The sequence below is a fragment of the Mesorhizobium sp. WSM4837 genome (genome assembly GCF_055811435.1).
This window is the reverse complement of record NZ_JBVVQE010000021.1, coordinates 26,446-48,291: the sequence shown is the minus strand read 5'-3', so window position 1 is coordinate 48,291 and position 21,846 is coordinate 26,446. Positions and strand designations below refer to the sequence as shown.

Annotated in this window: 16 protein-coding genes; 7 read left to right on the top strand and 9 right to left on the bottom strand. The window is 63.5% G+C overall.

Annotated elements, in window-relative coordinates:
• Nucleotides 1–123: 123 nt before the first annotated feature.
• Genes AC0L3D_RS14730 through AC0L3D_RS14710 form a run of 5 tightly spaced genes read right to left on the bottom strand, consistent with a single transcriptional unit; the run spans nt 124 to nt 7,744 of the window.
• Nucleotides 124–2,613: a GcvT family protein gene (locus AC0L3D_RS14730; RefSeq protein ID WP_473627237.1), complete on the bottom strand. Its 2,490-nt coding sequence runs from the start codon at nt 2,611–2,613 to the stop codon at nt 124–126.
• Nucleotides 2,610–3,791, bottom strand: a complete 1,182-nt coding sequence (locus AC0L3D_RS14725; protein ID WP_473644754.1) for a pyridoxal phosphate-dependent aminotransferase — start codon at nt 3,789–3,791, stop codon at nt 2,610–2,612. The genes AC0L3D_RS14730 and AC0L3D_RS14725 overlap by 4 nt, the downstream gene beginning before the upstream one ends.
• Nucleotides 3,791–4,690: a homocysteine S-methyltransferase family protein gene (locus AC0L3D_RS14720; protein WP_128246497.1), complete on the bottom strand. Its 900-nt coding sequence runs from the start codon at nt 4,688–4,690 to the stop codon at nt 3,791–3,793. Before AC0L3D_RS14720 ends, AC0L3D_RS14725 begins: the two co-directional genes overlap by 1 nt.
• Nucleotides 4,687–7,140 (bottom strand): GcvT family protein, encoded by a 2,454-nt coding sequence (locus AC0L3D_RS14715; protein ID WP_473627239.1) that lies wholly within the window; start codon nt 7,138–7,140, stop codon nt 4,687–4,689. Before AC0L3D_RS14715 ends, AC0L3D_RS14720 begins: the two co-directional genes overlap by 4 nt.
• A 16-nt stretch (nt 7,141–7,156) precedes the next feature.
• Nucleotides 7,157–7,744, bottom strand: coding sequence for a helix-turn-helix domain-containing protein (locus AC0L3D_RS14710; RefSeq protein WP_287076036.1), 588 nt, complete (start codon nt 7,742–7,744; stop codon nt 7,157–7,159).
• Between the two features lie 312 nt (nt 7,745–8,056).
• Between AC0L3D_RS14710 and AC0L3D_RS14705 the strand changes: the two genes are divergently transcribed.
• The gene (locus tag AC0L3D_RS14705) at nt 8,057–8,761 is read left to right on the top strand and encodes a nitroreductase (protein WP_473627242.1); all 705 of its coding nucleotides are present in this window, start codon (nt 8,057–8,059) and stop codon (nt 8,759–8,761) included.
• A 37-nt stretch (nt 8,762–8,798) separates the two neighbouring features.
• Here the strand turns inward: AC0L3D_RS14705 and AC0L3D_RS14700 are convergent, their stop codons facing one another.
• From AC0L3D_RS14700 to AC0L3D_RS14685, 4 genes are all read right to left on the bottom strand, one after another.
• A complete protein-coding gene (locus tag AC0L3D_RS14700; protein WP_473522147.1) occupies nt 8,799–9,386 on the bottom strand; it encodes a sarcosine oxidase subunit gamma in 588 nt (195 codons plus the stop codon).
• Nucleotides 9,379–12,402 carry a sarcosine oxidase subunit alpha gene (locus tag AC0L3D_RS14695; protein WP_473627243.1) on the bottom strand — a complete coding sequence of 1,008 codons (3,024 nt, stop codon included), beginning with the start codon at nt 12,400–12,402 and terminating at the stop codon, nt 9,379–9,381. Before AC0L3D_RS14695 ends, AC0L3D_RS14700 begins: the two co-directional genes overlap by 8 nt.
• Nucleotides 12,399–12,695 (bottom strand): sarcosine oxidase subunit delta, encoded by a 297-nt coding sequence (locus AC0L3D_RS14690; RefSeq protein WP_128166926.1) that lies wholly within the window; start codon nt 12,693–12,695, stop codon nt 12,399–12,401. The genes AC0L3D_RS14695 and AC0L3D_RS14690 overlap by 4 nt, the downstream gene beginning before the upstream one ends.
• Nucleotides 12,696–12,783: 88 nt before the next feature.
• On the bottom strand, nt 12,784–14,043 hold the full coding sequence (locus AC0L3D_RS14685; protein ID WP_473644751.1) for a sarcosine oxidase subunit beta: 1,260 nt from the start codon (nt 14,041–14,043) through the stop codon (nt 12,784–12,786).
• A gap of 215 nt (nt 14,044–14,258) precedes the next feature.
• Between AC0L3D_RS14685 and AC0L3D_RS14680 the strand changes: the two genes are divergently transcribed.
• The 6 genes from AC0L3D_RS14680 to AC0L3D_RS14655 all read left to right on the top strand — a co-directional run bounded on the left by AC0L3D_RS14680 (nt 14,259) and on the right by AC0L3D_RS14655 (nt 21,817).
• Nucleotides 14,259–16,748 carry a mechanosensitive ion channel family protein gene (locus AC0L3D_RS14680; RefSeq protein ID WP_128166922.1) on the top strand — a complete coding sequence of 830 codons (2,490 nt, stop codon included), beginning with the start codon at nt 14,259–14,261 and terminating at the stop codon, nt 16,746–16,748.
• Nucleotides 16,749–16,932: 184 nt separating this feature from the next.
• Nucleotides 16,933–17,196, top strand: coding sequence for a hypothetical protein (locus AC0L3D_RS14675; RefSeq protein ID WP_023798910.1), 264 nt, complete (start codon nt 16,933–16,935; stop codon nt 17,194–17,196).
• A gap of 261 nt (nt 17,197–17,457) precedes the next feature.
• Nucleotides 17,458–18,891 carry a UbiA family prenyltransferase gene (locus AC0L3D_RS14670; RefSeq protein WP_128166920.1) on the top strand — a complete coding sequence of 478 codons (1,434 nt, stop codon included), beginning with the start codon at nt 17,458–17,460 and terminating at the stop codon, nt 18,889–18,891.
• 2 nt (nt 18,892–18,893) lie between these two features.
• Nucleotides 18,894–20,246: an FAD-binding oxidoreductase gene (locus AC0L3D_RS14665; RefSeq protein WP_473644749.1), complete on the top strand. Its 1,353-nt coding sequence runs from the start codon at nt 18,894–18,896 to the stop codon at nt 20,244–20,246.
• Between the two features lie 120 nt (nt 20,247–20,366).
• Nucleotides 20,367–20,813 carry an EamA family transporter gene (locus AC0L3D_RS14660; RefSeq protein WP_023798913.1) on the top strand — a complete coding sequence of 149 codons (447 nt, stop codon included), beginning with the start codon at nt 20,367–20,369 and terminating at the stop codon, nt 20,811–20,813.
• Nucleotides 20,810–21,817, top strand: coding sequence for an NAD-dependent epimerase/dehydratase family protein (locus tag AC0L3D_RS14655; protein WP_287175515.1), 1,008 nt, complete (start codon nt 20,810–20,812; stop codon nt 21,815–21,817). The genes AC0L3D_RS14660 and AC0L3D_RS14655 overlap by 4 nt, the downstream gene beginning before the upstream one ends.
• Nucleotides 21,818–21,846: the final 29 nt, after the last annotated feature.

Below are 21,846 nucleotides of genomic sequence, written 5' to 3'. Positions count from 1 at the left end.
TTCACGGGGAGAAGATGCCGGCAGGCAGATGAGGGGCAGCGTGAACCTGGCAAGACTTGTGCCGCCCCTTCATCCGGCCCTTCGGGCCCCCTTCTCCCCGTAAACGGGGCGAAGGAAAAAGGGCTACATCCGCACCCTTTCCGCCTTCGGATCATACATCGGCTTCAGCGACGCTTCCGCGGCGAAGCGCTCGCCGGCGATCTCGATCTCGTAGGAAGACGACAGCACATCCGCCTCGCTCTCGCCCTGGCAAGGCACGTAGCCGAGGCCGACGGCGCCGCCGAGATGATGGCCGTAATTGCCCGAGGTGACCGGGCCGACAATCTTGCCGTCGCGCAGGATCGCTTCGTTGTGGAAGAGCAAGGGTTGCGTGTCTTTCAGGCGGAACTGCAACAGCCGGCGGTTCAATCCGGTTTCTTTTTTTCGCAGCACGGCATCGCGGCCAAGAAAATCGCCCTTGGCAGTCTTCACTGCGAATCCAAGGCCTGCCTCCAGCACATTGTCCTCGTCGGTGATGTCGTGGCCGAAATGCCGGAAGGCCTTTTCGATGCGGCAGGAATCCAGCGTGTGTAGGCCGCAAAGTTTTAGGCCGACATCGGCGCCGGCCTCAGCGATCGCCTCGAACACATGTGCGGCCTGGTCGGTCGAGACATAAAGCTCCCAGCCGAGCTCGCCGACATAGGTGACGCGATGGGCGCGGGCCAGCCCCATGCCGATTTCAATCTCCTGAAACGTTCCGAACGGATTGGTTTCGTTGGAGAAATCGTTCGGGCTCAGCTTTTGAATGAGCTGCCTCGAATCCGGGCCCATCAGGCAGAGCACGGCCTCGGCCGCGGTGACATCGGTGATGACGACGAATTCATCGGCGAGATGTTTTTTCAACCAGGCGAGATCACGCTGCAGCGTGGCGCCCGGCACGACGAGGAAGTAAGCCGTTTCCGATAGCCGCGAGACGGTAAGGTCGCTCTCGATGCCGCCGCGCTTGTTGAGCATCTGGGAGTAGACGATCTTGCCCGGCGCCACGTCGATGTCGTTGGCGCAAAGCCTCTGCAGGAAGGCGCAGGCATCGCGGCCCTCGACACGGATCTTGCCGAACGAGGTCATGTCGAACAGGCCGACGCCGTTTCGGACCGCCAGATGTTCGTCGCGCTGGTTGTCGAACCAGTTCTGCCGTTTCCAGGAATAACGGTACTCGCGCTCCTGGTCCTCACGCGCGAACCAGTTGGCCCGCTCCCAGCCGGCAACCTCGCCGAACACCGCGCCGCGTGCCTTCAGATGTTCATGGAGCGGGGAGCGCCTGACGTTCCGAGAGGTCGCCATCTGCCGGTACGGAAAATGGTCGGCGTAGAGCAGGCCGAGCGTCTCGGAGACGCGCTCTCTGAGATAGCGGCGGTTTTTTTGGAACGGCTGGGCGCGGCGGATGTCGACCTCCCACAGATCGAAGGGTGCTTCGCCATCGTTGATCCATTGCGCCAGCGCCATGCCGGCGCCGCCTGAGGAGACGATGCCGATGGAGTTGTAGCCGGTCGCCATCCAGTAGCCGGACAGCTCCGGCGCCTCGCCGAGATAATAGCGATCATCAGGCGTAAAACTCTCGGGGCCGTTGAAGAAAGTGTGGATGCCGGCGCTGGCCAGCATCGGCATGCGGTTGACGCCCATTTCGAGGATCGGCTCGAAATGTTCGAAATCCTCGGGCAACTGGTCGAAGCAGAAATCTTCGCTTATGCCGTCCATGCCCCACGGCTTGGCCACCGGCTCGAAGGCGCCGAGCATCATCTTGCCGGCATCTTCCTTGTAGTAGGCGCACTCGTCCGGCACGCGCAGCACGGGCAGCCGGGTCAGGCCGGGGATCGGTTCGGTGACGAGATAAAAATGCTCGCAGGCATGCAGCGGGATGCTGACGCCGTTCTGGGCGCCAAGCTCGCGTGCCCACATCCCGGCGCAATTGACGACGACATCGGCCTCGATCATGCCTTGCTCGTCGCCCCGCATCCAGGAAACGCCGGTGACGCAGCCATTCCTCGTGTGAACCTTGGTGACCTTCACATTCTCGACGATCGTCGCACCGCGCTGGCGCGCACCCTTGGCCAGCGCCATGGCGATATTGGCCGGGTCGCATTGGCCGTCGAGCGGCAGATGCACGGCGCCGACCACATCGGAAACATTAAGATGCGGGTACATCTGCTTGACTTCGTTTGGCGAAATCTCGCGCACGTCGATATCGAACGCGCGGGCGAGCGACGCCTGCCTATAAATCTCGTGCTTGCGTTCCTCGGTCAGCGCCACGGTGATCGAACCGACCTGGCGCATGCCGGTGCCGACATCGGTCTCGGCCTCCAGCCTGACGTAGAGGTCGGCCGAATATTTCGCCAGCCGCGTCATGTTCTGCGAACCGCGCAACTGGCCGATCAGGCCGGCGGCGTGCCATGTCGTGCCCGATGTCAGCTGCTTGCGCTCGAGCAGCACGATGTCGGTCCAGCCGACCTTGGCCAGATGATAGGCGACCGAGCAGCCGGAGACGCCGCCGCCGATGATGACGGCCCTCGCCTTGGGAGGAATGGTTTTGGGCGGATTGGTTTTGGTCAGAATGGTTTTCTGGGGCAGGGCGCTCATGCGGCCTCGCGGCGGTAGCTGGACGCGAAGCGGCGCAAGCGAAGGGTTGCTTCCAGAAGCACCGCCTCGGGCTGGCAGAGGCTGACGCGAATATGGCCGGCGGCGGCCTCGCCGAAGCTCGAGCCGGGCATGACGCCGACCTTTTCCTTGTCGAGCAGAGCCCAGGCGAATTTCTCGTCGTCCGGCTCGAGAGCCGAGATATCGAGCATGACATACATGCCGCCTTCGGAGCCGCGCACGGTGATGTTGTTCATGCCGCGCATGGCATCGAGGACGACGCTGCGCCGTGCGGCATAGCGTTCGGCGATCTCCTTGACGCCATAGCCGTTTTCCAGCGCCTCGGCGCAAGCGAGGCTGATGAACGCCGGCAGGCCGTAGGTGGTCACCAGATTGAGGTTGGTCAGCAGCGAGATCATCTGTTCGGGCCCGCTCAGCCAGCCCATCCGCCAGCCGGTCATGCCGTGGCTCTTCGACATGGAATTGATGACCAGCGTGCGTTCCGCCATGCCTGGCAGTGAACGCGGCGAGACGTGCTCGCCGCCGCCCAGCGTCCAATAGACCTCGTCCGACAGCAGCCAGAGGTCATGCTCCCGGCAGATCTGCGCCAGCTCTTCCAGCCGCTGGCGCGAATAGACGGCACCCGTCGGGTTGTTCGGCGTGTTGATGAGGATGGCGCGGGTGTTCGGCCGAAGTGCTGCGCGAATGTCGGCGGCGCGCGGCTGGAAACCATCCTCGGCGGGTGTCTCGACCACGGTGAAATCGGCGCCCGCCCCACTGAAGGTGTTGGGGTAGGTCGCGTAATAGGGCGCCACCACAATGGCATGGTCGCCCTGGTCGAGAACGGCCTGCACCGCCGCGTAAAGTGCCGCCTGCCCGCCCGGTGTGGCGATGACCTGGTCGGGGTTGGTCGTAACGCCGGTGCAGGCGGTCGAGGCCGCCGCCATGGCCTGGCGCAGGCGCGGAATGCCGGCAAGCGGGGTATAGTGGTGATTGCTGGCGCGAACCGCGGTCACGCAGGCTTCGATCGTCTGCGTCGGCGTGTCGAAATCATGGTCGCCGACCGACAGCATGATGATGTCCTCGCCGGCCTGCTTGCGCGTCCAGGCGGCGAAATGGACCTCCCAGCCGTCCTTGCCGGAAGGCACGATGCCGGAAATGCGCGATGACGGTCTGGGCATTATGCTACTCCCGAAATTTCGTAGCCGGCCTGTTCGAGCCGGTCGCGCAGGGCCGCGATATGAGGCGGCCCGACTTCGCAGCAGCCGCCGACGATGTCGGCGCCGGCCTCGACCCAGCCGACCGCCTGGTCGGCATAGGCATCCGGATCGAGGTCGTGGCGGGCGTGCAGCACTTCCACCGTTCCGCCATGCTTGAGCGCCTCGACCGAGGTGAAGCCGTTGGCATAGGCGCCAACCGGCCCGCCGAGAGCGATCAGTTCGGGCAGCGCTGCAGCAATGGCTTCGGGCCGGCAGCAATTGATCAGCCTGGCTGCGACCGGCAGGCCGTCGAGAGCTCTTGCTGCCGCCGCTATGGTTTCGCCGCTGCGCAGCCGCGGCGCGCCGTGATCGGCGAGCGTCCACGACACCCACACCGGCTTGCCGCTTTCCGACGCGGCGGTGACAGCCGCGCGCGCCTCCTCGGCCGACGCCATGGTCTCGCACAGGAACAGATCGACACCGTCGGCCTGCTCGGCAACGATGCGGCGGTAGATGTCGAGCGTATCCTCGAAGGATATCGTCAGGGCCGGTGCGTAGCTGCCGAACAGCGGCGACAGGCAGCCGGCGATTGCCGCGTCGCCGGCCTGGTCGCGCGCTTGCCTTGCCAGTTCTATGCCGCGCTGCTGCAGCGGCTTGAACAGCTCTTCCGCGCCCTCGCGCGCCAGCCGCTCGGGGGTTGCTGAATAGGTGTTGATGGTGATGACGCGGGCGCCGGCCCGAATGAACTCCGCATGCAGGTCGCGCACCAGGTCCGGTTCGTCGATCAGCACCCTGGCCGACCATAGCGGGGTGGGATCGGAGCTGCTGCGGCGGACCAGTTCCTGGCCCATGCCGCCGTCGGTGAGAATGACTGAATTCATGCGCGCAACCTCTCGTTGGTTGGATCCCACAGCGGTTCGTCCTTCTGCACGACCGCCTTGAAGCGCTCGCCGAAGATCTCGACCTCGACCGCAGTTCCCGGCTCAGTCAGGTCGGCGCGCAGCACGCCGAGCGCGATCGACTTGTCGATCCGATGGCCCCAGCCGCCGGACGTCGTCTCGCCGACGATCCGGCCGTCATGCCACAGCGTCGACATGGTTGGCGCGTCGCAGTCGCCGGGGTTTTCGACGACCAGCGTGACAAAGCGCTTCTTCACGCCCTGCTGCTTCTCGTTTTGCAGCGCCGCCTTGCCACGGAAATCCGGCTTGTCCCATTTCACGAAACGCTCCAGCCCACCCTGCAGGATCGAATAGTCGGTCGACAGGTCGCCTTTCCAGGCGCGATAGGATTTTTCAAGCCGCAATGAATCCAGCGCGTACATGCCGAACGGCTTCAGCCCATGCTTCTGCCCTGCCGCCCAGACGGCGTCGAACACGGTGGCGGTGTCGTCGATCCTGGTGTGGATTTCCCAGCCGAGTTCGCCGGCGAAGGACACACGCAACAGCCTTGCCCAACGGCCGGCAATTGTCGTCTCCTGGTGGGTCAGCCAGGGCAGGGCAAGGTCGGCGGCGCAGACATCGGCGAGGATTTTTCGCGAATTGGGCCCGGCGAGGATCTGCGTTGCGTATTCCTCGGTCCGGTCGACCAGCCTGAACGAGGCGTCCTTCGGCATGCGCCATTTCAGCCATTCAAAATCGTGCCATTGCGCCACCGCGGCGGTGATCAGCGTCATCAAATTCTCGTCGTGGCGAACGGCAGACATTTCGGTGACGATGCGGCCCTTGTCGTCGGCAAAATAGACCAGGCCGATGCGGCCGGGTTTCGGCACCAGGCCGGTGATCTGTTGGCTCAACCAGTCGGCCGCGCCCGGACCGTCGAGATTGAAGCGGGAGAACCCGGGCAGGTCCAAAATGCCGGCGGCATCGCGCACGGCAAGGCATTCTTCGCGCACGCGATCCTGCCACGGCCCGTCGCGGCGGAAGGTCAGCGTCGCGGTTTCCGAGACGTCGTCGCTGGCTTGCGCGTACCAGGTGGCGCGCTCCCAGCCATTGTAGGCGTCGAAGCAAGCGCCGAGCGCCTTGATGCGATCGTGGATCGGCGACAGTTTGCGGTCGCGGCCTGCCGGCCAGGCATGGCGCGGGAACTGGATGGCGTATTCGTTGCCATAGATTTCCATGCCCTTGGCGACGCAGTAATCCGGGGCCGAGGCAAAGCTGGTGAAGCGGCGCGGATCGCACGACCACATGTCCCATTCGGTCTGGCCTTCAGTCACCCATTCGGCCAGCACCTTGCCGGCGCCGCCGCCCTGGGCGATGCCGAAGGTGAAGACGCACGCCTCGAAGGCGTTCGGCACGCCGGGCATCGGGCCGATCAGCGGGTTGCCGTCCGGCGCGTAGGGGATCGGGCCGTTGATGACCTTGGACAGGCCGGCGGTGCCGAGAATCGGCACGCGGGCGACGGCATCGGCCAGATAGTCCTCGAGCCGGTCGAGATCGTCGGGGAACAGCTGGAACGAAAAATCGTCTGGCATCGGATCGTTGTGGCCGACCCAATGGGCACGGCAATTGCGCTCATAGGGACCGAGATTCATGCCGTTCTTTTCCTGGCGCAGATAATAGGAGGTGTCGACGTCGCGCAGCAGCGGCAGTTTCTTGCCTTGCTCCTTCGACCACGCGGCCAGTTCGGGGATTTCCTCGAACAGGATATATTGATGGCTCATCACCATCATCGGCACGTCGCGGCCGAACATCCTGCCGACTTCGGCCGCACGGTAGCCAGCGGCGTTGACGACGATCTCGCAGCGGATCTCGCCCTGCGCGGTCTCGACCACCCACTCGTCCTTGTCGCGGCGCACGCCGGTGACCGGACAGAAGCGAATGATCTTCGTGCCCAGGTCGCGGGCGCCCTTGGCCAGCGCCTGGGTCAGCTGCGCCGGGTCGATGTCGCCGTCGCTCGGATCGTAGAGCGCGCCCTTCAATTCATGCGTTTCGATGAACGGGTAGCGGCGCTTGATCTCGTCGAGCCCGACCACATCGATGTCCATGCCCTGGTAGCGGCCCATGCCCTTGGCGCGCTGAAACTCCTGCATGCGCTGGGCTGTATGGGCCAGCCTGAGCGAGCCGGTGACATGGTAGTTCATGGGATAGCCGACCGCGTCGGCCAGCCCGCGATAGAGCTCGGTCGAATAGCGCTGCATGTTCATCAACGACCATGACGAGGAGAAGGTCGGCACGTTGCCTGCCGCATGCCAGGTCGAGCCGGAGGTGAGCTCGTTCTTTTCCAGGAGCACGCAGTCGGTCCAGCCCGCCTTGGCGAGATGGTAGAGCGCCGACGCACCCACGACACCGCCTCCGATGATCACCACACGTGCCGTGGTCGGCAAACCGGCCATATTCTTCTCCAGACCTCTAGTAGACAGGTGGCGAAACCACCCAGATGACCACCGCCGGCTCCGCACCGGGATTGCGCCAGCGGAACGGCTTGCCGTCGAAGCGAAAGGAGTCGCCTTCGCCAAGCCGGTGCCAGACGCCTGATATCTCGATGTCGAAGCTGCCGGAAGCGACATATCCGGCTTCCTCCGTCGGCCGGCGGGCTTCGATCTTCAGTTCAGCACCCGGCGCGAAGACCGAACGCAGCATCTCGAAGCTACCGCCGAGATCGGGCGAAAGAAGCTCCTCCACCAGGCCGGAATCGCTTGTGCCAAGCGTGCGGCGGCTGCCGGCGCGCACGACCACGCCGCGCTCGTTCTCGACGGGCACGTCGTGGCTGAAGAACAGGCTGACCGGCACGCCGAACAATTCCGCGAAGCCTCTGAGATCGCTAAGCGACGGTATCGACAGGCCGCGCTCGACCTGACTGACCCAGCCGACCGAGCGGCCGAGCTTCAGGCCGGTCTCGGCAAGCGTCAGCCCGCGCGCCCTGCGCAGCGCCCTGATATCGCCGGCCAGCAGCCGTTCGCGGTTTTCCTGCTCCGATCTGACGGCGGTTGAAGTCAAAGCTTTTTTCTCGGTAAAAATCTGTCTGGTGAAAAGTCCCCCTTGGTGAAAAATTGAGGGCAAATTTCATCAGGGGTCAGGTTCGTGAAAAAATCAAGAGAATTTTCATGAGGCCACAAGATTTGCTTGCGCCGTTTTGACGGTTCAGGCAAAGGCTCGGCCACGAACGGCGAGTGAGGGCGTCCGGTCGAGGCTTGCGTTAGAGCGCCATGCGTCAAATTGGACCGCAATGGTGCTCTCTCATTTCTAGACGGCGCATGTATCCTTTCCGGAATCGATTCCGGTTTCCGGGGCACGCGCAAAGGGACGCCCATGCTGGAAAACAGGACTAAGATTACGGATGGCGCGGCGATCGTCGACGAGGCGATCACGTCGCGCCGTTCGGTGCGGGCGTTCCTGCCCGACATGGTCGACGACGAGATGATCCGCGCCATACTCGCCGTTGCCGCGCGTGCGCCTTCGGGCACCAACATGCAGCCCTGGCGGGTCTACGTCACCAAGGGCGAGGTCAAGCAACGGATCAGCGACGCCATCCTCAACTCCGGCATCCGCGCCGAAAAGGCCGAGTGGGACGAGTATCGCTACTATCCCGACCAGTTCTTCGAGCCCTATCTGACCCGGCGGCGAGCCAACGGCTTCGGCCTCTACAGCGTGCTCGGCATCGGCCGGCGTGAGGTCGACAGGATGCGCGCGCAGCACGACCGCAACTTCGTCTTCTTCGACGCACCGGTCGGCATGATCTTCACCGTTGACCGGCGGCTGAACAAGGGCTCGTGGATCGATTACGGCATGTTCCTGCAGAACATCATGGTGGCGGCGCGGGGCAGGGGTCTGCACACCTGCCCGCAGGCGGCCTTTGCACCCTATCACAAGCAGATCAGGTCGGTGCTCAACATTCCCGACGCGGAGATCGTCGTCTGTGGCATGGCGCTTGGCCGTGAGGACACATCCAAGCCCGAAAACGCGTTCCGCACCGACCGCGCGCCGCTGGAAGAGTGGGTGACGTTCGCCAGTTGAGGTGACGCCAAGCGTGGTGACGACGCGCCGCGTCGGTCTACTGCACTTCGTAGCCGACTTCCTCGCTGGCGTGACAGAGCGCCTTCCAGAACGAGCGCGCAAACGAGCGGAACACATAGATGTCGAACTGGTCGGCGCCGGTGCGCTGGATTTGGGCGAAGACATCATGATGCATGGTCGAGCGGCCGGCACCGACCGGGAAGGCCGGCAGCGCGAAGTCGATGGCGAAGAACTTTGCCAGCACCCATTCCGCCTTCGGTCCGGCGATGCGGATCGCGGTGCGGCCGTGCGACAGGTCGGTCACCGTGCCGATATCAGGGGTGACGACATTGGCAAAGGCCGATGCCAAGCCCTCGGCTTCGTCGACCACGGTGAATTTTCCCGGTGCAAATCCGAACACCGACCTCACGCCGTTGGTGCTGCCGGCGCCAGCGCCGTCGGGCAGCGCAAGGCCGGTAACGGTGCGAATGCCTGCTATCAACGCCTTCTCCTGGCCCGGCCAGGCTGCGAGCTGCAGGATCGATCCCGGCCTGGTTTCGGAGAGGATGACCTCGATGCCGTGTTCGAAATCGCCATGCGAGCCGGTGCGCAGCTCCAGCTCAAGCGGGGATTGGCGCTCAACCATGCATGCGGCTCCCGTCCGGATCAAAGAAGTGATTGGAGACGATCTCGACCGGGCCGAACCGGTTGCGCAGAGGATCGGAGATATGGGCGCGCGTGCCGCGCCGTGCCTTGCCGTCCTTGACCAGAGCGAGCGCGATGTACTTGCCGAGCGCCGGCGAATAACAGCAAGCGGTGATGTGGCCGATGGAATCGTGCGGATTGGCTTCGTCAAGCGCTTCGACGATGTGCGCGCCGCCGTTGAGCGGCTGGTTGTCCAGCGAAATCAGGCCGACGAGTTCCAGGCGGCCGGGCGCGATCAGGCCCTCGCGATCCATCATCGCCGAGCCGATGAAGGGCTTCTTCCTGGACAGCATCCAGTCGAGATGCAGGTCGCGTGCGGTGGTGCGGCCGTCGATCTCGGCGCCGGTGACGTGGCCTTTCTCGATGCGCAACGTGCCAAGCGCCTCAAGCCCGTAGGTCACCAGTCCGAACGGCTTGCCGGCTTCGATCAAGGCTTCCCAGACATCGGCGCCGTAGCCGGCGCCGGAGTAGACTTCGAAGGCCATTTCGCCGGAGAAGGAAAGCCGGCAGATCATCACCGGCACGCCTGATATCTTGCCGTGCACGATACCCATGAAAGGCAGGGTTGCGTTGTCGACGGCGGTGCCGGTGACGCAAGCAGCAAGGATCTCTCTCGCCCTAGGCCCGCCGATCGCCGCACCCGCCCATTCGTCGGTCACCGAGGTGACATGGACCTTCAGCTCCGGCCAGATGACGTCGAGGAAATACTCCAGATGCTGCATCACCTTGCCGGCATTGGCGGTGGTGGTGGTCATCAGGAAGTCCAGTTCGCCGAGCCGCCACGTCGTGCCGTCGTCGAAGGCGAGGCCGTCCTCGCGCAGCATCAGCCCGTAGCGGGCCTTGCCGACGGCCAATGTCGAGAACATGTTGGTGTAAACCCGGTCGAGGAATTCCGCCGCGTCCGGGCCCTGCACGGCGATCTTGCCCAGCGTCGAGACATCGACGATGCCGGCGCTCTCCCGCGTCGCCCTGGCTTCGCGCACATAGGCCTGCTCGATTGTCTCGCCGGGATGGCCATAAATCATCGGGCGATACCAGAGGCCGGCTGAATACATGGTCGCGCCGTTGGCGACGTGCCAGTCATGCATCGGCGTCAGTCGTTCGGGCCTCAAGTCGCCGAAACGCTCCGCGGCCAGTGAGCCGATCGACACGGCCGAAAAAGGTGGGCGAAAGCGTGTCGTGCCGACTTCGGGAATCGGCTTGCCCAGCGCCTCGGCCATGATGGCGAGGCCGGGTATGTTGGAGCTCTTGCCCTGGTCGGTCGCCATGCCGAGCGTGGTGTAGCGCTTCAAATGCTCGACCGAGACAAAGCCTTCCCGATGCGCCAGCCGTACATCCTCCGCCGTCACGTCGTGCTGGAAATCGACGAAGCTTTTTCCATCGGCCCTGATCTCGAACACCGGGGCCGGGTCGGGACCGCCGGGTGCGGCTTCGACGACCGGCAGGACCGTTGGCGCACCTGTTCCACCTGCCGCCGAAAGCCCGGCGGCGCGGCCTTCGGCGATTGCCTCGGCGGTGGAAAAGCTGCCGGTGAAAGCGCCGGCGCCAATCCATTGCTGTGTTGGCCATCGCTGTGTTGGCCATTGCTGGGTTGGCTTCGGTGGCAGGAAGGCTTGTCTGGCGGCATTCCATTCCGCCCTGGCGCCGGCCTGGCTGGCCAGATGGATGGTCGGCGACCAGCCTCCCGATATCAGCAGGCAGTCGGCTTGAATGCTGCGCGCCTCGCCGGCAAGCGCGCCGTTGACCATGTCGAAGCCCTGCACCTTGACGCCGGACAGCGCCTTGCCGCCTTCGGTGGCGACCACGGCGTGACCGAAAAGGATCTTGGCTTCCGCTTCATCGGCGAGCTCGCGCATCTCGCTCGAAAGCTCCGGCCGCACGTCGACGATCGCGACAATCGCCGCGCCGGCCTTCTTCAGCGCCAGGGCGGAGCGATAGGCGCTGTCATTGTTGGTGAACAGTGCGATCCTGTTGCCCGCCAGCACGCCGTACTCGTTGGCGTAGCGCTCGGCGGCATGCGCCAGCATCACTCCCGGCCGATCGTTGCCCGGAAACACCAGCGGCCGCTCGAAGGAGCCGGTGGCCAGCACCACCGACTTGGCGCGAATGATCCAGTAGCGATGGCGTGGTTCGCCCTTGCCGGGTCTCTCCTTGTGGTCGGCAACCCGTTCAAGCGCGGCGAGCGTGTTGCCGTCGTAATAGCCCCAGACCGTGGTGCGTGGCAGCAGGCGGACATTGTCATAGCCTTCGAGCTGGCCGGCGGCTCGCGCTGCCCAGTCGGCCCCGGGCATCCCGTCGATCGTCTCGCCCGACCAGTTGGCCGAGCCGCCGAAATGCGGTTCGAGTTCGCTGAGGATGACACGCGCGCCCTGATCGGCGGCTGCCCTGGCGGCCATCAGTCCGGCCGGACCGGAACCGACCACCAGCACATCGCAGAAGGCGTTCATGCGCTCGTAACGCGCCGTGTCGGCAGCGGTCCCGGCGCGGCCGAGACCGGCGGCGCGGCGGATGAAATGCTCGCAGAACATCCAGAAACGCGTGCTCTTCAGCGGGCCGATCGCGGGCCCCATGAAGGTCTTGTAATAGAAGCCGGCGGACAGAAGCTTGCCGCCGAGCTGGTTGGCGGCGCTGACATCCCAGGCCAGCGATGGAAAGCGGTTCTGGCTGACGGCGGTCAGCCCATCATGGATCTCGACCATGGTCGCGGCGATGTTGGGCTCGCGAACCTCGCCCCGCAACACCGTCACCAGGGCGTTCGGTTCCTCGATGCCTGCCGTCAGCACCCCGCGAGGACGGTGATATTTGAACGAGCGTCCGAACAGGGTGACGCCATTGGCCAGCAGCGCTGAGGCAAGCGTGTCGCCGGCATGGCCGGTGTAAGGCGCGCCGTCGAAGGTGAACCGGATGGTTCGCAGCCGGTCGATCCGGCCACCGGCATCGGTGCGGCGCGGGCTCATGACTTGCCCTCCGCCTTGTGCCGGGCAGCCACTTTGTGGTCGCCGCGCGTGAACGCGACGCTGGAGATCTCGTGTGTCAGCGTGTTGCGCACGACCCTGAGATGGGCGCGGCAGCCGCCGGAATGCTGCCAGATCTCGTTGTGGTCACCCGCCGGGTTCAATCGGTCATAGACATAGGCGTTCCAGGCATCGAGGTCCTGCGAGGCAGGCTGAGGGCGCTCGCGGTTGCCGTCACCCTGATAGGTGAACTCGATGACGTCGCGCGGGCCGCAATAGGGGCAGGTAATCAGCATGCGATTGTATCTTCTCGTTTGACCATGATCTTGGCCGAAAACCGGTTTCCACTCTTTGTTACGCCGACCTGCGGTTCGGGATCATGGTCTAATGCAGCCGCGGCGTCGCGCCCTGGCCCTTGTCGTCGATCACCAGGCCGCGATGGAAGCGATCCAGCGTGAAGGGCGCGTTGATGTCGTGCGGTTCATCCTTGGCTATGGTCCACGCAAAGCACCAGCCGGAGGCCGGCGTCGCCTTGAAGCCGCCGTAGCACCAGCCGCAGTTGAGATACATGCCCGGCAGCGGGCCGGTGGTGATGATGGGAGAACCGTCCATCGACATGTCGCAGACGCCACCCCAGGAGCGCAGCATGCGAACCCGGGCGAGAACCGGAAACAGCGCCAGCATCTCGCTCATCACCTCATCGACAACAGGCAAACTGCCGCGCTGGGCGTAGCTGTTGTAGCCGTCGAGATCGCCGCCATAGACAAGGCCGCCCTTGTCCGACTGCGACATGTAGAAATGGCCCATGCCGAAAGTCAGGACTGTGTTGATGAACGGCTTCAGCGATTCCGTCACAAAAGCCTGCAGCACGTGGCTCTCGATCGGCATCGTATCGATGCCGGCGAGCCGCATGACTTGCCCGGTGCTGCCGGCCACCGCGACCGCCACCTTCCTGGCGCGGATATCTCCGCGCGACGTCGAGACGCCTGATATGCGGTCGCCGTCGCGCAGGAAGCCGGTGACCTCGCAATTCTCGATGATATCGACACCGCGGCGGTCGGCGCCGCGCGCATAGCCCCAGGCGACGGCATCGTGGCGGGCGGTGCCGGCGCGCCGCTGCATCAGGCCGCCGACGATTGGGAAGCGCGCCGTGGCGGAGACGTCCAGCGCCGGCACCAGGCGCGCGATCTCGGCCGTGGTCATCAGTTCGGCGTCGACGCCGAGATGGCGCATGGCGTTGCCCCGGCGGGCAAAATCGTCGAACTGGGCCGGCGTGTGCGCGAGGTTGAGGCAGCCGCGCTGCGAGAACATGACGTTGTAGTTGAGGTCGTGCGACAGGTTCTCCCACAGCTTCATCGAATGTTCGTAGAAGCGCGTGTTGGCAGGCAGCAGGTAGTTGGAGCGGACCGCTGTCGTGTTGCGGCCGACATTGCCGGAGCCGAGCCAGCGCTTTTCCAGCACTGCCACGTTGGTGATGCCGTGCTCCTTGGCGAGATAATAGGCGGTCGACAGGCCATGGCCGCCACCGCCGATGACGATCACGTCGTAGGACGCCTTCGGGTCCGGCTTGCGCCAGGCCGGTTTCCAGTCCTTGTTGCCGGTCAGCGCATTTTTGAGAAGCGAGAAGGCCGAATATTCCGCCATTCTTTTTGTTGTCCGTTCTGGCTTTTCGTCAGCCGTTTTGGGCGATGCGGCACATTATAGAGCAGGCCGCTGCCGCAAAGCCAATATTGCGCCATCGCTTTTCGACTGGCCGACTCCGAAGGGCGGCAGGGCGGGACGGCTTGCTCCCCGGTATCAGCGTCTTTATCAAGGGCGAGCTTTAGAACGCCTTACCGCCTGTGAGTCGCCAAACGATCATGCTTTTCCGACTGCTCCGCTTCGTTCTGGTCCTGGCGATCGTCGCCTCGGCGCCGCTGTCGCTTGATGCGGCGGCGCAGGGGCTTGAGCAGGCTGCCTCTGGAGTGGTCGCCGACCAGCAGAAAATCCTGCAGGACCTGACGACGAGGACCGACAATCTCGAAAAGAAAATCCAGGAGGACGGTGACGACGACGCCAGCCTTGTCGACATCCGCCTGCAGCTCGAGGAAATGTCGCGAGGTGCGCTGGACAGCGCGCTTGTCTTCCGCCCGCGCCTTTCGGAGATCAACGCAAGGCTCGATCAGCTCGCGGCGCCGCCGGCCGCGGGCCAGCCACCCGAACCCGACATCGTGACCAGCGAACGCCAGGCGCTGGCGTCCGAAAAGGCCGAGATCAATGCTGTCATCGCCGCGGCGCAAAACCTGTCGATCCGAATCAGCGGCCTCATCGCCAAGATCGCCAATATGCGCAGCGAGCTGTTTCGCAATCTGCTCACCAAGCGCTACGTGCTGTCCGACGCGTTGAGCCCTGAAGTCATTTCCGATGCCAATGGTGAATTTACCGGCTTCAACAAGGCAGTGTCGTCGTGGCTGGCCTTTGTCTTCAAGTTCAAGTTCCAGGCCGTGCTGGCCGCGACCTTGACGGCGCTTTCCCTGGCGGCGGTGCTTTTTGTCGGTGGGCGGCGTTTGTTCGGGCGTATCTTCGAAGCGGACCCGTCGGTCGAAGATCCGTCCTATCTCAGCCGGTTGTCGGTGGCGTTCTGGTCGACATTGCTGCCGACGCTGGCGGTCGGCGTCTTCCTGGTCTCGACCGTGTTCTTTTTCAACTATTACAATGTGTTGCGCGGCGACATTGGCGTGTTCCTGAAGGCGCTGGTCGGGGTCATCGCGGTGGTGTTCTGCGTCAACCGACTGGCCAATGCGACGCTGGAGCCGCGGCTGCCGAACTGGCGGCTCATCCCCGTTGAATCAGGCCCGGCACGCTGGCTGGTGCGGCTGACGACCGCCATGGCGGTAGTGATCGGCGTCAACTATTTCCTGTCGGTGGTCAACGACACGATGGGCTCGCCGCTGTCGCTGACCATCGCCAGAAGTTTTGTCGCCACCGTCATCGTCGGCATCATCCTGATCCTGATGGCGCTGCTGAAGCCGTTCAAGGCCACCGACGGAAGCTGGCGCCCCTGGCCGGCGTGGCTGCGCTACACCGCTGTCGCGCTAGGCCTTTTCACCATTGCCACGGCGCTGCTCGGCTATATCGGCCTTGCCATCTTCGTCTCGCTGCAGGTCGTGGTCACCGGTACCATTCTGGTGACCGCCTATATCGGCTTCCTGTCAGCGCGGGCGATCAGCGAGGAAGGTGGCTTTGCCAACACGTCGATCGGGCGCTGGCTATCGACCAATTCCAGTTATGAGGAGTCCGCGCTCGACCAGCTCGGCCTGGTCGTCAGCGTCGCCATCAACCTGATGATCGTGCTGGTGTTCCTGCCGATGATCCTGTTGATGTGGGGCTTCCAGCCCGGCGACATCGAGGCCTGGGCGTACAAGCTGGCGACGGGCCTCACCGTCGGCTCCGTGACGATCTCGGTGACCGGCATCCTCACCGGCATCGTCGTCTTCATCATCGGCTATTTCCTGACGCGCTGGTTCCAGGGCTGGCTCGACGGCTCGGTGATGGCGCGCGGCAAGGTCGATACCGGCGTGCGCAACTCGATCCGGCTGGCGGTCGGCTATGCCGGCGTCGCGCTCGCAGCCCTCGTCGGCGTCTCGGCGGCGGGCATCGATCTCTCCAACCTGGCGCTTGTCGCCGGCGCCCTGTCGCTCGGTATCGGCTTTGGCCTGCAGAATGTCGTCTCCAACTTCGTCTCCGGCCTGATCCTCTTGGCCGAGCGGCCGTTCAAGGTCGGCGACTGGATCGTCGCCGGTGAGATCAGCGGCACGGTCAAGAAGATCAGCGTGCGCGCTACCGAGATCGAGACGTTCCAGCGGCAGTCGGTGATCCTGCCCAATTCAAACCTGATCAACAATGCGGTCGGCAACTGGACGCACCGCAACAAGCTCGGTCGCATCGACATCAAGGTCGGCGTCGCCTACGGCAGCGACGTCAAGCAGGCCCATGCTGTGCTGTTGGAGATTGCGCGCGGCCATCCGCTGGTGCTGAAAAATCCGGAACCCTTCGTGCTGTTCACCAATTTCGGGGCGGCCGCTCTCGAATTCGAAATCCGTGTGTTCCTGGCCGACGTGATGAACGGCAACATCGTGCAGAACGACATTCGGTTTGCCGTCCTCGACGAGTTCGCCGATCAGCATATCGAAATTCCGTCGGCGCCGCGCGCCGTCGTCGAGACCAAGAAGCATGAGGCGTGGCCGATCGATGACGACAAGATCGAAGTCGATTTTGCCGAACAGGAGCAAGCAAAGGCGGAAGCCGTGGCCGAGACGAAACGTCTGGCCAGATCCGGGCGCAAGACCCGCAAGCCGGATCCCGATTAGGGTTTATTGATATTCAGCCGGCCTGCGAACGGCTGATACCTGCGCTTCCGACGCAGCCAAAGCAATTGCGGCATGAATGCGGCATTCAGTTGCCGTTCAGCTGGCATCTCATATAAGCTCACATGCAAAGGGCGGGAATGCCTTGCGAAATGCAACAGAGGCGGTGGCAACACCGATACTGCAAATGTGGAAGTCGCTCGTCGCCGCCATCGCTTTTCTTGCCGTGGGCGGTTCAGCCTTTGCCGCCAGCGCCACCAACAAGGACGCCGAGACCCGCACACTCGTCGTGACCGAAGGCGGTGGCAAGACGGAGCTGGCGCTGGCCGCCGGCGAAACCGCTGAATTCTGCCCGACCGGCTGTTTCGTTACCATGCCGAATGGCGACCTCGAAGCGCTGACCGGTTCGGAAACAATCGAAATCTCTGGCGGCGTCGCCCGCATCAAGTAACCGCGTCAAAAAACGTTGACTAGTTTTTAGAAGGCCGGGCAAATGCCCGGCCTTTGATCGTTTCGGGTTATCGAAACTTAACGATGAAAGGGAAAATACCGTCACGCAAGCCAGGCCGGGCCGGACGCTTTAACGATCGCTGCGCTGTTGCCCGCTATATCGGGCCGAAGACGCCGAAGCATGGGGTTTTGGATCGGCGCCTGATCCTTTCCGAAAGGTCGACTTTCGGGGATCATGCGCTTTTAGGCAGGGCAACGAAGAATGGATGTGCGGTCGGACAGGAACGCAATCCCGCTTGCTGTCGATCTCGACGGCACGCTGATCGCGACGGACCTGTTGTGGGAAGGTCTGTTCATCCTTCTCAAGAAGAACCCGCTCTATGTTTTCCTGGTGCCGTTCTGGCTCGCCGGCGGGCCGGCGCGGTTGAAGCAGGCCATCGCTCAACGCATCGACATCGATCCTGCGTCGCTGCCCTACCGCGAGGCGCTGCTTCAGCGCCTTCGCACCGAACATGGCGAAGGCCGCAAGATCGTGCTGGCGACCGGGACGCCGCGTAAATTCGCCGAGGCGATCGCCGCACATCTCAGGATATTCGATCGCGTCCTGGCGACTGACGGCCCCCACAACATGACGTCAGGCAGAAAGCGCGCCTCGCTTGTCGCCGCCTATGGCGATGGCGGCTTCGACTATGCCGGCAACAGTCGGCACGACCTTAAGGTATTCGACGCCGCGCGCACGGCAATCGTCGTCGCGCCCGACCGTCATGCCGCGCGCTGGCAGGCCGCGCACAGTGCTGAAATCATGCCGGCGCCGAAGCCGACATTCAGAACCATCGTCAAGATGCTGCGCGTTCATCAGTGGCTGAAAAACTCGCTGATCGCAGTGCCGATGGTGCTGTCGCACGAATACTTCAACGCCGACATGATCTGGGAATGCCTGCTGGCATTCGTCTCGTTCAGCGCGGTCGCTTCCGCCATCTACATCCTCAATGATTTCTTCGATCTCGCGCTCGACCGCAAACACCTGACCAAGCGCAACCGGCCATTCGCCAGCGGCGCGCTGTCGATCCCGTTCGGCCTCGGTTCAATGATGGTGCTGCTCGCAATAGGCGTTGGCGCAGGGCTTCTGCTGCCGATCGAATTCCTCGGCGTGCTCTGCGGCTACATGGTCATCACCACCGGCTATTCGCTGTCGTTCAAGCGCATGCTTCTGATCGACGTGCTGACATTGGCCAGTCTCTACACCATCCGCGTTCTGGCTGGCGCCGCGGCGACCGGGGTCGACGTCTCGTTCTGGCTGCTGGCCTTCTCGATCTTCTTTTTCCTGTCGCTGGCGCTGGTGAAGCGGTTTGTCGAGCTGCGCACGACCGCCATTCCGGCCGGCGAGCGCATTGCCGGCCGCGGCTACCGCACCGAAGACCAGGAGATCGTCGCCCAGGCGGGCATGGCGTCGGCCTTTTCCTCGGCGCTGGTGCTGGCGCTCTATATGGACAGCGCTGCGGTGCGCGAACTTTATCCGCATCCTTGGCTGGTCTGGCCGCTGGCGCCGATCGTGCTTTACCTGACCATGCGCGTCTGGATTCTCGCCCGCCGCGACCAGATGCATGACGATCCGGTCGTCTTCATCATCCGCGACTGGCGCAGCCAGATCGTCGTGCTCATCGGCGCTGTGTTTCTGGTCGTCGGAGGCTGGTAGACGTGGGGCAGGAGCGGTTCCAGAGCTTCGGTCTTGCCACGCCACCGGCACTCGATGTGATCCCGGCGGACGACGCTGTTGTGCTGCTGAAGAGCGGCAAGGCGACAAGAAACGCTTTGCTCGCCTACGGCAACGGCCGCTCCTATGGCGATTCCTGCCAGAATGGAGCCGGCACGATCGTCGATATGCGGCCGCTGAACAGGATCCGCGCCTTCAATGCCGAGACCGGCGTGATCGAGGCCGAGGCCGGCGTGCTTCTGTCCGACATCATCGCCCATGCAGCGCCATACGGCTTCTTTCCCGCCGTCGTTCCGGGTACGCAGTTCGTCACGCTCGGCGGCGCCATCGCCAACGACGTTCACGGCAAGAATCATCACCGGCGCGGCACCTTCGGCTGCCACGTCGAATCCTTGACGCTGCTCAGATCAGACGCACAGGCCCATTATTGCTCGGCCACCGAGAATAAACGCCAGTTCGCGGCGACGATCGGCGGCATGGGGCTGACTGGCCTGATACTGTCCGCATCGATCCGGCTGATGAGGGTGCCATCGCTCGACATCATCGAGAAGGTGACGCCGTTCCGTGATCTCGGCGAGTTCTTCGAGCTTGCAGAAGCGGCCGATCAGGCCAACGAATACGTCGTCGCCTGGATCGACCAGCTTGCCGGCGGCCAAAGTTGCGGGCGCGGGCTGCTGTTCACCGGCAATCACGCCGAGCATGGCTCCCATGTGGCCTTGCGGGCCGGTGAAAATCTTTCGGTGCCGTTCCAGCCGCCGTTCAACGTGCTCAACCGGCCGTTCCTGACTGCGTTCAATGCCGCCTACCGGTGGAAGAAAGGCCGGTCGACGGCGCCGCGCCAGGTCGGCTACCAGGGTTTCTTCTTTCCGCTCGACGGCGTCGGCAACTGGAACCGGCTCTATGGGCCGAACGGGCTTTTCCAGCACCAGAGCGTGATGCCGCAAGACGTCGCGCGCCGAGTGGTGCCGACGTTGCTTGCGGCGGCAAAACGGGCCAGGCAGGGCTCGTTCCTCACAGTCCTGAAGCGCTTCGGCGGGGTCCGCTCGCCGGCACTGCTGTCGTTCCCGCGGCCGGGTTTCACGCTGACGCTGGATTTCCCCAACCGTGGCCGGGCGACGCTGGCGCTGCTGAAGGAACTCGACCAAATCACAGTCGAGGCCGGTGGCGCGATCAATCCCTACAAGGACGCCCGCATGGGCGACGACGTTTTCGCAGCCTCCTTTCCGGAATGGCAACGCCTCGAAGCGATCCGCGATCCCGCCTTCATGTCGAGTTTCTGGGCGCGAACGGCGAAAAAGCTCGAGGCGCGACACGGAACCGCCGAATCCGCGGAATAGATAACATTCGAATAGGTCGTGGTTAATGCGTCGATAACTCAAGCTTTCCTCAAGACTTTTTGTGCTTCACGAAATGTTTGGAGGTTTTCAATAGGACGGGGGAGGGTTGATGGAAAAAACATGAAATACATCGTCTTCATTCTGTTCACGGTCATGACCAATGCCGCCGCGCAACTCATGCTGAAGCAGGGCATGATGTCACTCGGTTCGATTTCCTTCGAAGGCGCCAATCCGTTGCTGAAGCTGTTGCAGATCGTCTTCAGCCCATGGATTTTCCTCGGCCTGTGCACCTTCGTCATCTCGATGGCGTCGCACCTCTATGTGCTGTCCAAAGTAGAGCTCAGCTTCGCCTATCCGTTCCTCAGTCTCGCCTATGTCGCCGTTGCGATCTTCGCCTATTTCATTTTCCGCGAAGACCTCAATGGCTGGCGTATCGCCGGCATCGCTTTCATCTGCGTCGGCACGGTGCTGATCGCCCAAAGCGGCCGGGATTTGGGTGGTCGCGGGCATGACGAGGAAACCGCCTCCCTTTCGTCCGACAAGATTCACAGTGGGATCGTTCGATGAGACACGTGATCTTCGGCGGCGACGGTTTCGTCGGCCGCCACCTTGCCCCAAAACTTCTGGCCGACGGCGAGGAGGTGGTCGTCGCCGATATCGCTAAAAGCGACCTGCCGCATTACCGCTCCGCCCGATATGTCGGGTGCGACGTCACCGATCCGGCCTCGGTCGATTCGGTCGGGCTGAAGGCCGACGACATGGTCTATAATCTGTCGGCGAAAATGCTGTCGCCGATCCAGGTGCGCGCCAGGCGCCACGAATTCTTCTTCCCGGTGAATTTCCACGGCACCGAGCACATCATGCAGGCGATGGACAGAGCCGGCGCGCCCAAGCTCGTCCATTACACGACCGACATGATCTACGGCCACACGGTCACGCAGCCGATGACCGAGGAACACCCGGTTGCGCCGCTCGGCGAGTATGGCTGGTCGAAGCAGAAGACCGAGGAACTGGCCGTCGAATGGCGCAAGCGCGGCATGTCGATCTCGCTGTTTCGGCCGCGCCTGATCATCGGCCCCGGCCGCCTCGGCATCCTCGAAAAACTGTTCAAGCTGATCGACTGGAACCTTCCGGTGCCGATGATCGGCTCGGGCAAGAACCCGTATCAGTTCATCTCGGTGTTCGACTGCGCCGAGGCGGCGCGCGCTGCGTGGAAGGCCGGCGTGCCTGATGAGGCTTATAATCTCGGCTCGCTCAACCCGCCGCCGGTCCGGAAATTGCTCGGCGACCTGATCAGGCATGCCGGCTCGAAATCGATCCTGATCCCGATCCCGGGCTGGGCAGTCAAGCGAACGCTCGACCTGCTCGACCTCTTGAACATGCCGATCATGGATCCGGAGCAGTATCTGATCGCCGATGAGGACTGCGTGCTCGACGTGTCCAAGGCCGAACGCCAGCTCGGCTGGGTGCCGCAATATCGCGACGAGGACATGCTGATCGCCGCCTACAGCGAATATCGCGCCAAGAAAGACGGCCATGCCGTCGCCGCCAAACATGTGCCCGCCGAGTGAAGGGCCAGCAGGAGACTCTTGAGATGACC